The sequence below is a fragment of the Glutamicibacter bergerei genome (assembly GCF_054495185.1).
Window position 1 is genome coordinate 770,206 of sequence record NZ_CM137131.1, and the last position, 14,976, is coordinate 785,181.

Here is a 14,976-nt window from a genome sequence, read left to right on the forward strand (position 1 = left end):
AAACTAAAAATCCGGGTCTTTGGGAAAATATTCGGGATCAACATCGTGGGGCGTCAGCATCCACAAATTAGCGACCTCGTGCACCACACACTGGTGTACGAGGTCGACTAGTTCCGTGTGATTGTGACTGGCTTGCTCTAAGGGCAACCGGTAAACGGATATCCGCGCTCGGCGTTGCGCGGTGGCTGGGCGAGCTGAAGACAACGGCATCCGGTCTCCGACGGCCGCCGCCTGCGTCATCACTTTTTCGCCCGGCACCGGAATGATACGAAAATCGATGATTGCAAGTTTGCTGCCCCAGCGTTCACCCAAGCGTTGCGCGCTGGCCATCACCGCGTCATCGAAGCGTTCAGGACGAGTTCGATAGGCCGGTAAATGCATGGGCATCAGCGGACCTCGCCGTCCACGGCCATGCCGGTTACGCCGTGAACGTTGCGGCGGTGTGTGCTGGTTGTGCTCCATGGCTCCAGAGTAATGGTTCGTGCTGGCGAACGTGGCCGTTGGGTCCAGATTACCGAGCTCGGGACCGATACGAGAGTAGACTTGAAGCCGTGGAAAGTCTTCGTCTTTGCTCTCGCCCTGCGTGCCGTGAATCGGCCCGCGCAACGCTTACCTACAACTATGCCGACTCGACGGCAGTGCTTGGCCCGTTGGCGCAATACCCTGAGCCGCACTGTTATGACTTGTGTGCTCGGCACGCTAACCGATTGACCGTGCCCAGTGGCTGGAATTTATTGCGTGGCGCGTTGCCAGACGTGATTGAAAATGAAGATGAACTGCATGCCTTGATGAACGCGGTGCGCGAGGACCGAAAGCCTCGAGAAGCGACAGAAACTCCTGCTCCGCGTGAGCTACGTGGAACCCGATTTGATGCGCGTCCGCGTCTGGCGATGCTTCCACCTGAAACCGATGAGCGCTAAGCCAAGAAATCGGTAGCGAACGGTAAGCGGCTAGAACTATTTGAAGCCGCGACGTTAATTCTCGAAAAAGACTGCCTTCCTACCAATCGGATGAGAATGGTGCAATAAGCCGTTTCCCGCACCACGGTCCTAATTTAGGTGTGGTAATGCGCGGATTGACACGGCTTGCTGGATAAGCTGAAACCGCGGAGCCTGTACTGCAGGTTTCGTCTATTGATGTTAATCAGAAATCGCGCGATTTGCAGGAGGACTCCTCATGGCTGAGGCGGCGAAGAACACCCCCGGTGCTAAGGGGCCAGAAGGTTCAGATAAGCCCATCGCGGCCACTCCTTCGGAATCGAGCGACCAAGCCAGTAAAGGCTCACTGAGCCAGCGGGCCGAGGAATTGTCGGCACGTTTAGAAGAGCACAAAAAACAGGCTAAGGCTGCTCAAGATGAGCGTGCCGCCAAGGCTGCAGCTGCCGCGAAGGCCGCATTTTTGAATCCCACAGGGGCTACGCCTGCGCAGTCCAAAACGGCAGAAACTAAGCCGGCTGAAAATAAATCAGCAGCAACCGTTGCCCAGCCGAGCCCCGCCGCACCTCCAACCACGGTTCAACCTGCCAGTAAGCCAGTTGCCGCTAAACCTGCCGTCAGCAAACCTGCTGCGGTTAAGCCTGCGACCGCTCCTGCTGCTGCGCCGGCTAAACCTGCTGCGGATAAGCCTGCAACCGCTCCTGCCGCTTCCAAACCGGCGGTGAAGAAGCCTGTTGCCGCGAAGCCTGATGCTACCAAACCTGCACCTTCTAAGCCGGTAGCAGCCAGCGCGGCCAAGCCAAAGGTTGAGGAACCTGTAGAAGATGTCATCCGTGCGATCAAACTTCCGCATGAGATTGAGGCAGAAAAAAAGGTGGCTACGCCAGATTCGAAGCCTGCAGCCACCGCTAAAGCACCGGTCGCGCAGGCCAAACAAGGCGTCCCTCCGGTGAGCGCAGCACCGCAAAAGGACAACCCAGAGACTTCCTCGGCAGCTGTGGCCCAAGCTCGTACTCGCGTCTTTGGTAATTACACCCCCGAGTCCGTGCCCTCGGAAGCCGCGGTAAAGCGTCGTGTCGCCCGGGAACGTGCGTTGAACTCCAAACCACCGATGGCGCGTACCGCCCAGGTGCTTCTCGCCATCATCTTTCCCGTACTTACCTTAATCGCGGCGATTCGTTTGGTCGCCACCCCGGCATTCTTGGCCATGGCTTACGCACGTCCCGGTTTCCCAAGCGATCGGTTTGGCTTCACAGACCCCGAACGGTTGACCTACGGTAGCTACGGGGTGGACTACCTCAATAACTTTGCTGGTCCTGAATACCTGTCCGGACTCAAATTGCCCACCGGTTCAAGTATGTTCAGTAGCCAAGAAGTTCAGCACATGCTAGACGTGAAGAACTTAATCGGACTGGGCTATGTGATCGGAGCGGTGCTTGCTGTCTTAGCAATAGTTTTCATCGTGTACCTAGCTAACCGATACGCCGGGGGAGTTCGCCGTGCACTGTTCGCCGGGGCTATCGTGACGGTGGTGCTCTTCGCAGCGGTCGCGGCCCTTGCAATTACCGGGTGGAACACCTTCTTCTCAGGATTCCACAGCCTGTTCTTCGCCGAAGGGACTTGGACCTTCAGCGTCAGTGACACGCTCATTCGACTCTACCCAGAACAATTTTGGATGGACTCGGCCGTGGCTATTGGTGTGCTGATGGTGCTGACCGTGCTCATGGTGCTCATTACCTGCTGGCCAACGGCACGTCGTCGCGAAGGCTCACGTCTACGCCAAGAAGCTAGGGTCTTCGGACTAAGCAACTAAGCAACTAAGCGAGAAACAACTAAACCTCGGGTTCCGTTTGATGCGGGACCCGAGGTTTTGTTCATGCTACGGTCTTCCGCCGCCGCTAAAATTCCTGATTCTCGATTCAGAGTCCGAGAGTAGCCTTGCTGTTTGGCGAAGGCACGGCTAGCTTGCGCAGGATTTTTCGATATCTATTGTCGTGAATTCGTCTCCGGATAGTGGATGTTCTAGGGCTCCACGAGTCCAATGCGATTGGTTGCCGGTGACTGGTGTGGTGCTTTCGGTTAGCTGTACCGGTCGGTGCCTCACCAGTTGTATACCGGGGGAGGAACAGCGCAGCTTCAACTGCGGAGGCTATTTGATTCTTCTCGTCAGAGCCTGTGCCTGGTCTACTAAAACTGTCGGAACCCACAGTTGTCCAACGGAGCCGTTAGCTTCAGAACCTAGAGAAACGCTTCTGCACCCGTCCCGTACTGTCCGAGGGCGTGACAGCATGGGCTGGGGTTCTTTACGGAAGGAAGGCTACAGCTAAAGCATCAGGACAGTAGCTTTCGTTTCAGGGCAGAAGCCAGGCGGATGCCTGACGGTTAACTAATGCCTGAACCCTCTTAAAAATCTGAAGAGGGGCCGCCGACTGTAGAGCGCTAGACACCGTCGCGCGAAGGTTTATCCCCAGCTTGGGATCCATACGTGCATGCGGTAATAGTCATCCGAAGTGAGCTCTCCAGACCAGACCGACCAGAAGAAGGCTGAAACTAGCAACAGCAAGGCTAACGACACAGCGACTAAAATGATCCTCGTTCGATAGCCCGCGTCGGAGCGCGGTTTGCGAGGAATGAACCTGCCAATCATATAGGTCAATGCGAGCACCATAAATGGCACCAGCGGCAGGGTGTAGAAGAAAAACATGGTGCGTTCGGGGTACATCAGCCACGGAAGGAAACCGGCGACAACGCTAGAAAGAAGCGCGCCAGCGCGCCAATCGCGGGCACCAAGCCACCAGAAAACTAATAGGATCATGCTGATCGTGCAGGCCCACCACATCACCGGGTTGGGCATGTCCATGATCACTTCGGTGCAGCGATCCAGTGCACACCCATTTTGGCCGTTGTCGTAGCCCTCGAAATACATCAGTACGGGGCGTCCAGAAAATAACCAAGTCCACGGGGCCGAAGCCCAACCATGTTCGGAGCTCAGACCCGAATGGAAGTCATATGCTGCCTGATGGTAGTGCCAGAGGCTACGCAGCGTCGCAGGCAACCAAGTAACACCCTCACCAGGGTTTTCCACGGCCCACTGGCGGTAACGGCCTCCTGCGGTGATCAGCCACCCGGTCCACGTGGCCAGGTAGGTCAGGAGCACTACCGGCATCATGGTCACGAAGGAGTAGATACCATCACGTGTGAATGCGGCAGACTGCCAACGCTGGATTCCCGCGGTACGTCGCGCGCCAAAGTCCCACAACACTGCCATGAGACAGAACACCGCAACGAAGGCTAAGGCCGACCATTTGATACCTACCGCGCCACCGAGCATGAGAGCTGCGACTAAACGCCACGGCCGCCACCAAAGCATGGGGCCAAGATCCAGCAAAAATTCATCGGGTCGGTTCCCTAAAGGAACCGAGAGTTTTTTGGCCAATTGGGTACGCCCGTGGACCCGGTCTTTGAGCAGTGCGTAAAAAGCAGCGAGCACGAAGAACATCAAGAAGATGTCCAACAATGCCGTGCGCGACATGACAATTGAGTGTCCATCGATAGCGATCAACAGCCCCGCGATACCTGCTAACAGGTGTGACCCGAACAGCAACCGTGCACAGAGTGTGGTCAAAAGCACCGCGAGCGTACCAAATAATGCGGTGGCAAAACGCCAACCAAACCCGTCAAATTCCCCAAAAGCCATCATGCCAAAGGCGATGAGCCATTTACCTAGGGGCGGGTGCACCACAAAGGAAGCGGTGTCTTTGAGTTGTGGGTCTCCTGCAACAAACTGGTCATTGCTATCGTCCACCCATTCCATTTCATAACCGAAATGCATCAATGAGTAGGCGTCCTTGACATAGTAAGTCTCGTCAAAGATCAACATATTCGGGTGGGACAGATGCACGAACCGCAACAAGCCGCCGATGATTGTCACCACCAGCGGCACAATCCACATCAACGCACCCGAGGGTGCTGCCACCGGTAATAACCGTTGTTTCAGGCTCTCAAAGGTGAAGGCAACGCGCGCAGAGCGCACGTGGCCGGTGTCTGGGGTCTTTGCTGCAGTGGTGCTCATCGTTGTTCATGCTACCGGCGTAACCACCAGAATGTGTGCTTTTGGTACTTCGCGTAGGCTAAAGGGTGTGCAGAATTCAGACGAAGAGGGCGTAATCGTCCTGGGCGCCACCCCAATAGGCAACTTGTCAGATGCATCCCCGCGGCTACGCGAGATCATGCAAAGCGCAGATGTGATCGCCGCGGAGGACACTCGCAACTTCCATCACTTGGCGCACGCGCTGGGAATCAAACCCTCAGGGCGAGTAATGAGCCTGCATGAACACAATGAGGCGCATAAGCTCGGCGAGGTCATCGAATTGGCCCGCCAAGGCTCCACAGTGCTTGTGGTCTCCGATGCCGGCATGCCAGCAGTCTCAGATCCGGGATACCCGTTGGTGGCAGCGGCAATGCAAGAGGGCATCCGAGTGACGGCGGTACCGGGCCCCTCTGCGGTATTAACCGCGTTGGCTCTCTCCGGGCTTCCCACCGGACGGTTCACCTTTGAAGGATTCTTGCCGCGTAAAGCGGGAGAACGACGTAAACGTCTGAACGCCTTGCTGCATGAGGAGCGCACCATGGTGTTCTTCGAATCCCCTCACCGAGTCGCTGAATTTTTGGGCTCTGCCGTCGAGGTTTTCGGCGCCCAACGCCAGGCCGCCGTGGCACGCGAGCTCACTAAAAAGTTCGAAGAGGTGCGCCGCGATGAACTTGGTGTACTCAAAGTCTGGGCAGATGAAGGGGTGCGCGGTGAGATTGTGGTGGTAATTTCGGGAGCTTCTGCTCCTCAAGCTCCTTCCATTGATGATTTACTTCCTCAGGTATCTGCACTGATTGGCGAAGGGATGCGGATGAAACAAGCGGTCGCTGAAGTAGCCGAGTCCGCTGGCGTGAAGAAGCGCGAGCTGTATGAAGCGGTCCTTGCCGAACGTCATGAAGCGAAAAAATAGCCGCAATCATTTAGGCTGAATGCACAATGAAACAACCAAGTTGTAGTGCACCGGGCGATATACAGTCCGTTGGATCCAGCACTAGCGTTGTGATCAACGAAGATTTTTTTCATTTACGAATTTCAGGAGAACCGCGTTATGTCGATTACCGCTGAGCGCGAAGCAGAACTGCTCGCCAAGGTACCTACCGGATTACTTATTAACGGTGAATGGCGAGATTCCTCAGACGGCAGCACCTTTGACGTGTTGGACCCTGCCACCGGTGAAAAGCTGGCGACGCTGGCTAGTGCTACCAGTGAAGACGCGCTAGCTGCTTTGGACGCGGCAGATGCCGTACAGGCCGAATGGGCTTTGACCGCGCCACGTGAACGCGCCGAAATCCTGCGCCGCGGTTTTGACCTGGTCACCTCGCGTGCCGATGATTTTGCGCTATTAATGAGCCTTGAAATGGGTAAGCCACTGGCCGAGGCCCGCGGCGAGGTTACCTATGGCGCCGAATTCCTGCGCTGGTTCTCCGAAGAGACCGTGCGCCACTACGGCCGCTACATCACCTCTCCAGAAGGCAAAAATAAGCTTCTGGTGCACCACAAGCCGGTAGGCCCGTGCCTGCTAATCACCCCGTGGAACTTCCCACTGGCTATGGCAACTCGCAAGGTCGGCCCGGCCATTGCTGCCGGTTGCACCATGGTGCTCAAACCAGCGAAGCTCACCCCGCTGACCACCCAGCTTTTCGCAGCAACCATGATGGAAGCTGGTCTTCCAGCAGGCGTGCTCAACGTGGTGTCGGGTGCTTCTGCTTCGAAGATCTCCGGACCATTGATGAAAGATAGCCGTCTGCGTAAAGTCTCCTTCACCGGCTCCACCCCAGTGGGTAAGCAGTTAATGAAGGATGCTACGGAGAATGTTCTGCGCACCTCGATGGAATTGGGCGGTAACGCACCATTCCTGGTCTTTGAGGATGCAGACCTCGACGCAGCGGTTGAAGGCGCCATGGCTGCGAAGATGCGCAACATGGGCGAGGCCTGCACCGCGGCTAACCGATTCTTAGTGCACGAGGACGTTGCCGAGGAATTCACCGCAAAGTTCGCAGCAGCTATGAAGACCCTGAAGCCAGGCCGAGGCACCGACCCAAGCTCCACCGTGGGCCCACTGGTTGAGGAAAAGGCACGCGACGAAGTCCACGCACTGGTTGAAGCTGCAATCGCCGATGGCGCAACCGCCGTTACCGGTGGCGCCCCGGTGGATGGCCCTGGCTACTTCTACCAGCCAACCGTGTTGGCCAATGTGGCTAATGATGCCAAGATCCTCACACAGGAGATCTTCGGCCCGGTTGCCCCGGTGACCACGTTTAAGGATGAAGCCGACGCAATTCGTCTGGCCAACGCCAGCGAGTACGGTCTGGCATCATACATTTACTCGCGTGACTTCAACCGGATGTTCCGCGTCTCGGAGCAGATTGAGTTTGGTCTGGTTGGCTTTAACGCTGGGGTCATCTCCAACGCTGCAGCACCATTCGGTGGCGTGAAGCAGTCCGGATTGGGCCGCGAAGGCGGCGCCGAAGGACTGGGCGAATACACCACCGTGCAGTACATCGGTATTGCCGATCCATACGCACCGGTAAAGTAATACCAACGCAAGACTAACCGCTGAGCTCAGCGGTAGGACAGTAAGCTGTGGCCCCAACATCTGACTAGATGTTGGGGCCACAGCTTTTACATTGGATAACTCAGCGAACTGTTTGAGCCGACGCCACCTGACGTAACCGCCGCTGACGTAATGACGCAGGGAAACAGAAGCCCAGCATGCGTTTGCCGAGCGGAAGCTCATGGTGTAACTGTGTGCGCACCTGCGCTAACGCCTCGACGAAAGCCGGTGTATCTTCTGGATCTGGGTGCCGCTGAGCGTAAAAGCTCGCTTCGATGACCGACCTCAGCAGTTGCAATTGCTGGCCGTGCTGCGGGTGAGTGGAGCTCAGGCGTCTGGTGTAGTCGCCAACCGATTCATGTTCTGTAGCGGGGGTGCCCGTATCGGCACCGACCGCACACAATTCATCCCATAGTGCTTGGGCAGCTGATTGACCGCCAACTCTGACCCGATCTATTCGGCGGTGACGCAAACGTGTGCGCTGCCAAGGGATAGCCGCAAGAATAAGCGCGATGATCAGCAGGCCGGCGAAAATAAACCAACCATAATCCTGCGCCGTATCTGCCATGGGCTCCTCGACGTTGGCTCCCGGGCTTTCTTGGGTTTCGGGATCATCCACGGTCGGAGCGCCTGTCGGGTTCTGTTCCTCGGGTACTTCAGCCGGCGGCTGACTGGAAGTGGGCTCCGGGGCATAATCTGGGGCTTGGCCTTGCCCGGGGGTAGGTTCAAAAGGTACCCAGCCGATACCTGGCAGGAATAGTTCCGGCCAGGCGTGGGCCTGCTGCCCGGTCACCTCAAATTTGGTCAGCTCTGTATCTGCCGGAAGTCCGTTCCCTGCGAAGCCCGGCAGATCTCCAGCCTCCAGTGTTTCTCCCGTAGGCTCACCCGGCGCATATCCGACAACGATGCGTGAGGGGATTCCCGCGGCCCGAGCCAGTAGGGCCATCGTGGACGCAAAATGCACGCAGTAGCCTTGACGGCGTTCTAAGAATGCCTTGACCACCTGACGGTTGGCTCCGTCATAGCCTTCGCGTAGGGGAGTACGTTCGGAATACCCAAAAGTTGCCGAGCGCAGGAAATCTTGAATCGCAACGGCAATGTCAAAATCATTGGTCGGCGGTCCCTGGAGTGGTTCGTAAGCCTCCGCGAGAGTGCGTTGAAGTAACTGGCCGAACTGTCCATCCAAATCTTCTGGCATTGACAGGTACACGTCATCGATCTCTGACTGCATGCCGTCGCCGTAGTAGCCAAGGCTACGCGCGATCTGCGGACTCAAATTCATTTGTGTGTGCCCGACAGTCACCTCTTCGGTGTTTGTTAACGCGTCACCGCCAAGTCGCGCCACAGAAGTTTCCTTGGTCCAATTCCACGGGCCATTAATGCCGGAAATGAAAAAACTTCGATCCGGTATCGGCAGACTCGGACTGCTCACCCGGTCGTTCCAGCGTAGTTGGGTGACCTGTGCGCTGCCGTTAAAAACATCGGAGTCCGTGTCCATGGCGGTGTCACCAAAGTAAGCCGATTTCAGTAGCCCCTCGTCCGGTTCCCACCGGGTGGCGCTTAGATCCTCGATCACCGAGGTACGCAGATATACCGGCTCGTTAGAGGTCGTCAGGTAGCTAAAAGCCACGGAGCCATTATTTGCTCGCAGGTCTCGTCCGAGATTCAGCAATGGATCGACGTTACTTGCTAGAAGGTCTCCTGAGGGCCGAGTACCTTCAGGGAGCATGCCTTTGCGAAACCCCGGCATGAACGCACTGCTAAGTACCATCACCAAGGCGCAGACCATCGCGGTGAGCAACAAAATATTCAACTGACGTTTGGAAGGAAGCCCGGGGCCCGTACCCTTCGCCGGAAAGATGTAGGGGAGTAACGCAAAATAACCGAGCAGCGCGAGTATCAGCAGAACCACATACCCGATCCCGGCGCCCTCTTGTTTGAACAAGGAAGCGATCACCGGTGCAAAAGATATCGGTAAGAGCACTAACGGTGCCAAACGTCTGAAGGTCGCCAAAACCTCCACCATGACGCTGAGTAAGACCGCAAGCAGCAACAGTACAAACTCGACATAACGTGAGTAAGCAACCGGTGGAACCTGCGTGGAGAACTGCAACGTGCCCTCGGAAAGCACCGCGCCGAACCAATCAAAAAGACCCAACCCCGGGATGGTGGTGCGCATGGTTGGATGCAAAAATACCGCACCACCAGCAATGAGCACTGCAACCGGTAGCGCAAGCCAGCGCACCCGATGCACCCCACGGAGCAATCCGGCACAGAAATGAATTAAAAAGACCGGCCAAATCAGCGCCTGCAACCAAGCAGCACCTTGAACCACACCACTAAGCGACGCGAAACCCGCGAGCATTGCGAGCGCTAAGGTGCTGGCAGCAAGTAAACGCGCAGTGAGATTATTTGTCGCCTCCGGGACCACAGGCTCTTTCGCCTTCGGCGGTGGGCTCGAAGCAGGAATGTCAGTGATCGTGGCGCTCATGAGCGGGACCATAAGTCGTCAATATTTGTGTTGGCTGCCAGGCAGTGCACCTTCCAACCGGTGTGCGACAGAATATGTTGCATTTCTTGGTAGCGCTCCGGGTGAGAAACGAGAAGGAATAGTTCTACATGTCTGACCGACCGTGAAAGTGTTGCTAGCCAAGCAGCCTGCGTGCTGTGAATTTCCCCAAGAATCATGATGACCGGTTCATCAGGCAATCCCTGCAGTAACTTGCGAAGTTCTTCGCCCAAGATCTCAGCTCCTGGGACGACGGTGCTCGGCGCCCTTAAGGACATCTGCGCGCTCGCCGAGTGAAAGTCTTCAAATCCACTGCGCGCGGAAGCCCCGGACAGTGAGGCGCTGGTAGCGTCTAAGAGTTGCTCGCCGGACAAATCTCGAAAGAGCAGCTGATAGCCGTTGGACGCGTAACGCTGACCGATGCTGCACGCTAGGCTCAATGCTGTTTCGAAGCGGCGGCTGCTTTGAAGTGCGGGCTTCTCACCCTGCGGAATGCTTAGCCGTAGATCTGCGCCGTTGCTGTGCCAGTGTTCAAAGGTTCGGTCTAAGACCAACAGCGCTTGGGCTGTGGCCACATGGTTTTCTTGGCGGACCATGAGTTTTCCTTGGCGGGCGGTAGCCTTCCAATGCACCTGGCGAATTGAGTCACCCTGCTGGTATTCACGGGTGGCCACATCGTAGTAGTCGGCGGTGGTGCTGCGGGAGAAACGAGCATCGCCGGTGAGCATCTTTTCACCCAGTGCGGCAAAGCGTTCCAACGGGTGGATTTGGGCACAGACGGGTATCGGCGTGGCCTGACCGGTGTCGACCAGACCGTAGATCAGGCCTAAAGGGTCTGCCAAGATCTGTTTTGCTGGACCCACCAGGTGGAAGCCTCGGTTGCGGAAGACCAATTCGTAGGTGCTTCCACCGGGACCGGTAAATTCTGGGCCCGGTCCGAATTCCTCTGGTAGCCCCTCTTGAACGGTGGCCTGATCCGCGCAACTTAGTTGCACTCTGGTGATGTCTCCAACTACCGGGTTTGGGCTGAGCAGCGTGCGCGTCAGGGTGGAAGAATTTCGCAAACGCAATACCAACAACCAACTAACCAGAACCAAGGCAATGAGCCCGGTTCCGAGAGCCATCATTTCGTGACGTCCCAGAATGTAGGCAAGAAAAATGAGAGCGGCCCCGCCCAATACGGTGCACCAACCACGCCGGGTGAGTAAGTCCAGGCGGAACTTTTTTAAGTTTTGTGGTGCCGAGACGGTACGCGCCCACGACAGTGAGTCTTTGGAATCGAACCGTGGTATCTGAGCCATGAGAAAACTCAGCTATCCGACAGGTGTAGTGGACACGAGATCTTGGATCAATGCCAGCGGTTCCACACCCTCTGATAATGCCCTGCGGGTGAGGATCAGACGGTGGGACAAAATCATCGGTGCTACTGCTCGCACGTCTTCGGGCAGAACATGGTCGCGTCCGTTAATAGCAGCATGGGATTTTGCGGCTCGAACCCACTGCACGAGTGCTCGGGGTGATGCGCCGAGGGAAATATATGGGTGTTCACGGGTGGCACGGCCCAAATCGACGATATAGCTGCTCAGCCGCTGGGTAACGGTAACCTGTTTTACTTGCTCAATCATCTGATGAAGCTGATCAAGTTCGAGAACTGGGGTGAGCGCATCTAGCGGTTCGGAGATGTGATGGGTGGAAAGCATTGAGATTTCCGCTTCCCTGTCGGGGTAGCCCAATGAAATCCGACCCATAAATCTGTCTCGTTGCGCCTCGGGCAACGCGAAGGTTCCTTCGGAATCGATTGGGTTTTGCGTAGCTACGACCATAAATGGTTTTTGCAGCGGATGGGTGATGGAATCGACCGTTACCTGTTGTTCTTCCATGCATTCAAGCAGCGCGGATTGCGTCTTGGCGTTGGCACGGTTGATCTCGTCTGCGATTACGATATTTGCGAAAATGGGGCCCGGGTGAAAAGTGAACTTATGATCCTGCGGGGAGAACACCGAAACTCCGGTGACGTCGCTAGGTAATAGGTCCGGGGTGAACTGAATTCGATGCACGCTTCCATTAACACTACGCGCCAGTGATTTGGCGAGCATCGTTTTGCCAACCCCGGGCACGTCCTCCAGCAGCAGATGGCCCTGGGCAAGCAGCACCACGATGGTGTTCGTAATCGCCTCCGGTTTGCCGGTGATGACTTCTTGAATTGCATCAAACATCCGCTGGTAATTCGACCTAAAGGTCGAATCAACTGAGGGCAGTGTTGGGTGGGCACTCATGCGCATCCTCCTGGCTGGGCAACTTATCGTGCCGAGGTTGTCGTTGACACGCCAAGCGATTTCCATAGCTTGTGTTCACATCATATGGGGTTCTTTTCTCCACCAACAGCATCTTAATGTATTGATTCTTTGCTGCTAAGGCGGTGGTGGAAGAATTAGACCCAAGAACTGACAGCATTTTGATGAAAGATATCGGTGAGCAGATGAGCGATTCAGATTTTTCGGCAATTCCGGAGGGCTATCGTCCGCTCCCGGAGGGTGACAGCACACTGTTGAATGACCGTACCCGCTCACCTAAGAATGAAAAGGGCGGCAATAAAAGGAACACCCGCTATCCGGACGCACCGGAGCCTTTGCCGTATCCAGTGATTGATAACCACACTCATTTAGACTTCCGGGATGGTTCGCTCAACGTCACTGTGCAACAAGCGCTTGATGCTGCGGCTGCGGTGGGTGTCGAAGGGCTGATCCAAGTGGGGTGCGATGTTGAATCCTCACGCTTTGCGGTGCAAGCAGCAAAGGAATATCCAAATGTTCTGGCTGCTATTGCTATCCACCCCAATGATGCTGCCCGACTTGCCGAGGCTGGAGAACTTCAAACCGCAATCGAACAAATCGAGGCTTTGGCATCTGAAGAGCGGGTGCGGGCCATTGGTGAGACCGGCCTGGACTATTTCCGTACCGGAGAAGAAGGTCACCAAGCTCAGGAAGATTCCTTCCGTGAGCACCTGCGGATTGCGGTGGAGCATGGAAATGCCGTACAAATTCATGACCGTGACGCACACAGCGATGTAGTGCGAGTGCTCAAAGATGCGGTGTTACCAGAGCGCGTGGTCTTCCATTGCTTTTCGGGTGACGCAGAATTGGCGCGGATCTGCAATGACAACGGGTGGTACATGTCGTTCTCGGGAACTGTTACCTTCAAAAACTCGATTGACCTGCAGGAGGCCTTACGCTTAGCGGACCCACAGCTCCTGCTAGTGGAGACCGACGCACCATTTTTGACCCCTCACCCATTTAGGGGAAGGCCTAATGCGAGTTACATGATCCCGTATACGACTCGTTTTATGGCTGAGGCCCGAGCGATGGATCTCGCGCAGTTCTGTGAGCAGATTTCTCAGAATACCGGCGCAGTTTACGGAGAATTGTAGTACCGCCGGATGTGCTTTCGGCCATATAAAGGTTGCGCCAATTATTACAATTCGGTTACGGTTAACAGAATGCGTTGAGTTGCGAGCGCGCCTTCGTGTCGTTCGCACTATAAAGAGTTGCCCTATCGGCGGACCACGTCCTTTGGTCTGAAGGTCGAGCAAAGCCAACACCAAATTTTAGATTGGCGGAATTGTCCGCCAAGGTTGAGCAAGATGTACCGGGATCATCTCCTCGGCGTTCAACCTACAAACGATGGAGACCTCACTACCGTGATGCACTTGCTCAAAAAAAGCTGGGTCAAATATCTGGCCCAGGCCGTAGCTGTTGCTGTGGTTATCGCCGGAGCAGTATTTTATATTTCCGGCCAGAAGTCCGTGACTGTTGCCATCGATGGGCAGGATCAGAGCTTCACCACTCGCGCCGCTACCGTGCAGGCTGCCCTTGAGCAAGAAGGTATCAGTGTAGATGCTCGCGACGAGTTGAATGTTCCTGCGGACTCGGAACTTTCCGATGACCAGCGCATCGAGATCAACCGAAATAAGTCGGTTCAGGTCAGTATCGACGGAACAGACCGCGTTGTACACACCACCGGGATGACCGTGGCGGATGTAATGGACGAACTGAAGGTTGATGCGAAATCTGAGATTTCACTCGGTGAAGAGATTCAGCTTGTGAGCCTCAGCGAAGAAATCGAAATCATCACCCCCAAGGCCATCACGCTGGTTGCGGATAAGAAAAAGCAGAAGATTTCGACCACCGCGCAGACCGTCAAGGAACTACTTGACGAACAGAAGGTCACGCTAGATAAGGACGATGAGGTCAACGTTCAGATCGGTAAGGATACCGATAAGAACGCGAAGACCAGCACCAAGATCGAGGAAGATGCCAAGATCGAGGTCATTGAAGTTTCGGTGAAGACCTGGGATGAAACCCGAAAGATCGATTTTGAGACCGAGAAGGTCAAGGATTCGAAGCTTGAAAAGGGCAAGACCAAGGTAAAGACCGAGGGTGAGAAGGGTGAACGAGAACTCACTCTTCGCCAAGAAACTCGAAACGGCAAAAAGGGCGAGGAAGAAGTCCTGAAGTCGAAGGTCACCAAGAAACCGGTCGCCGAGATCATCAAGGTTGGTACCAAGAAGGAAGAATCGAAGTCGGATTCTAAGAGCTCTGATTCTAAGTCAAAGGCACCAACCGGAAGTATCTCCTCCACATGGGCAGCCTTGGCCAAGTGCGAGTCGGGTGGCAACTGGTCAATCAACACCGGTAATGGTTACTACGGTGGCCTACAGTTCTCCGCTTCCTCATGGCGTGGAGCCGGCGGTACAAAGTACGCGCCGTTGCCACACCAGGCAAGTGCCCAGGAGCAGATTGCAACCGCAGAGAAGCTACGCGCTAACGGCGGATGGGGTCACTGGCCACACTGCTCGTCCAAGCTTGGACTGCGCTAAGCCCTGAAATAA

The 14,976-nt window shown here is 55.7% G+C and carries 11 protein-coding genes; 6 read left to right on the forward strand and 5 right to left on the reverse strand.

What is annotated here, in order from left to right:
- Window positions 1-3 precede the first annotated feature (3 nt).
- Complete coding sequence (locus ACX5K5_RS03575; protein WP_096256595.1) at window positions 4-462, reverse strand: metallopeptidase family protein; 459 nt, start codon at window positions 460-462, stop codon at window positions 4-6.
- 89 nt (window positions 463-551) lie between these two features.
- Here ACX5K5_RS03575 and ACX5K5_RS03580 point away from each other — a divergent pair, with 89 nt between their 5' ends.
- Window positions 552-920 (forward strand): DUF3499 domain-containing protein, encoded by a 369-nt coding sequence (locus ACX5K5_RS03580; RefSeq protein ID WP_096256596.1) that lies wholly within the window; start codon window positions 552-554, stop codon window positions 918-920.
- Between the two features lie 256 nt (window positions 921-1,176).
- Entirely contained in the window at window positions 1,177-2,748 is a 1,572-nt protein-coding gene (locus tag ACX5K5_RS03585) for a TIGR01906 family membrane protein (RefSeq protein ID WP_459175035.1), read from the forward strand.
- A gap of 648 nt (window positions 2,749-3,396) precedes the next feature.
- Here the strand turns inward: ACX5K5_RS03585 and ACX5K5_RS03590 are convergent.
- Window positions 3,397-5,007 (reverse strand): dolichyl-phosphate-mannose--protein mannosyltransferase, encoded by a 1,611-nt coding sequence (locus ACX5K5_RS03590; RefSeq protein WP_096256598.1) that lies wholly within the window; start codon window positions 5,005-5,007, stop codon window positions 3,397-3,399.
- A 67-nt stretch (window positions 5,008-5,074) separates the two neighbouring features.
- Here ACX5K5_RS03590 and rsmI point away from each other — a divergent pair, with 67 nt between their 5' ends.
- Both rsmI and ACX5K5_RS03600 read left to right on the forward strand, forming a co-directional pair.
- Window positions 5,075-5,935: a 16S rRNA (cytidine(1402)-2'-O)-methyltransferase gene (gene rsmI / locus ACX5K5_RS03595; RefSeq protein ID WP_096256599.1), complete on the forward strand. Its 861-nt coding sequence runs from the start codon at window positions 5,075-5,077 to the stop codon at window positions 5,933-5,935.
- Between the two features lie 138 nt (window positions 5,936-6,073).
- Window positions 6,074-7,561: an NAD-dependent succinate-semialdehyde dehydrogenase gene (locus tag ACX5K5_RS03600; RefSeq protein WP_188684383.1), complete on the forward strand. Its 1,488-nt coding sequence runs from the start codon at window positions 6,074-6,076 to the stop codon at window positions 7,559-7,561.
- Window positions 7,562-7,661: 100 nt separating this feature from the next.
- Here ACX5K5_RS03600 and ACX5K5_RS03605 read toward each other — a convergent pair whose 3' ends face one another.
- Genes ACX5K5_RS03605 through ACX5K5_RS03615 form a run of 3 tightly spaced genes read right to left on the reverse strand, consistent with a single transcriptional unit; the run spans window position 7,662 to window position 12,364 of the window.
- Window positions 7,662-10,070 carry a transglutaminase TgpA family protein gene (locus ACX5K5_RS03605; RefSeq protein ID WP_459175036.1) on the reverse strand — a complete coding sequence of 803 codons (2,409 nt, stop codon included), beginning with the start codon at window positions 10,068-10,070 and terminating at the stop codon, window positions 7,662-7,664.
- Window positions 10,067-11,389, reverse strand: coding sequence for a DUF58 domain-containing protein (locus ACX5K5_RS03610; RefSeq protein WP_459175037.1), 1,323 nt, complete (start codon window positions 11,387-11,389; stop codon window positions 10,067-10,069). Before ACX5K5_RS03610 ends, ACX5K5_RS03605 begins: the two co-directional genes overlap by 4 nt.
- A 12-nt stretch (window positions 11,390-11,401) precedes the next feature.
- Complete coding sequence (locus ACX5K5_RS03615; RefSeq protein ID WP_188684387.1) at window positions 11,402-12,364, reverse strand: AAA family ATPase; 963 nt, start codon at window positions 12,362-12,364, stop codon at window positions 11,402-11,404.
- Window positions 12,365-12,567: 203 nt separating this feature from the next.
- On the opposite strand from ACX5K5_RS03615, the gene ACX5K5_RS03620 reads away from it, so the two are divergent.
- The gene (locus tag ACX5K5_RS03620) at window positions 12,568-13,515 is read left to right on the forward strand and encodes a TatD family hydrolase (protein WP_443445475.1); all 948 of its coding nucleotides are present in this window, start codon (window positions 12,568-12,570) and stop codon (window positions 13,513-13,515) included.
- Window positions 13,516-13,728: 213 nt separating this feature from the next.
- Window positions 13,729-14,964 carry a resuscitation-promoting factor gene (locus ACX5K5_RS03625; protein ID WP_275542574.1) on the forward strand — a complete coding sequence of 412 codons (1,236 nt, stop codon included), beginning with the start codon at window positions 13,729-13,731 and terminating at the stop codon, window positions 14,962-14,964.
- The last annotated feature ends 12 nt before the right edge of the window (window positions 14,965-14,976 follow it).

Excerpts from the sequence above, each read along its gene's own strand:
- ACX5K5_RS03615 (WP_188684387.1), bottom strand. The coding sequence starts at position 12,364 with ATGAGTGCCCACCCAACACTGCCCTCAGTTGATTCGACCTTTAGGTCG.
- ACX5K5_RS03585 (WP_459175035.1), top strand. The coding sequence starts at position 1,177 with ATGGCTGAGGCGGCGAAGAACACCCCCGGTGCTAAGGGGCCAGAAGGT.
- ACX5K5_RS03620 (WP_443445475.1), top strand. The coding sequence starts at position 12,568 with ATGAGCGATTCAGATTTTTCGGCAATTCCGGAGGGCTATCGTCCGCTC.
- ACX5K5_RS03610 (WP_459175037.1), bottom strand. The coding sequence starts at position 11,389 with ATGGCTCAGATACCACGGTTCGATTCCAAAGACTCACTGTCGTGGGCG.
- ACX5K5_RS03600 (WP_188684383.1), top strand. The coding sequence starts at position 6,074 with ATGTCGATTACCGCTGAGCGCGAAGCAGAACTGCTCGCCAAGGTACCT.
- ACX5K5_RS03605 (WP_459175036.1), bottom strand. The coding sequence starts at position 10,070 with ATGAGCGCCACGATCACTGACATTCCTGCTTCGAGCCCACCGCCGAAG.
- ACX5K5_RS03625 (WP_275542574.1), top strand. The coding sequence starts at position 13,729 with ATGTACCGGGATCATCTCCTCGGCGTTCAACCTACAAACGATGGAGAC.
- ACX5K5_RS03575 (WP_096256595.1), bottom strand. The coding sequence starts at position 462 with ATGGAGCACAACCAGCACACACCGCCGCAACGTTCACGGCGTAACCGG.
- ACX5K5_RS03590 (WP_096256598.1), bottom strand. The coding sequence starts at position 5,007 with ATGAGCACCACTGCAGCAAAGACCCCAGACACCGGCCACGTGCGCTCT.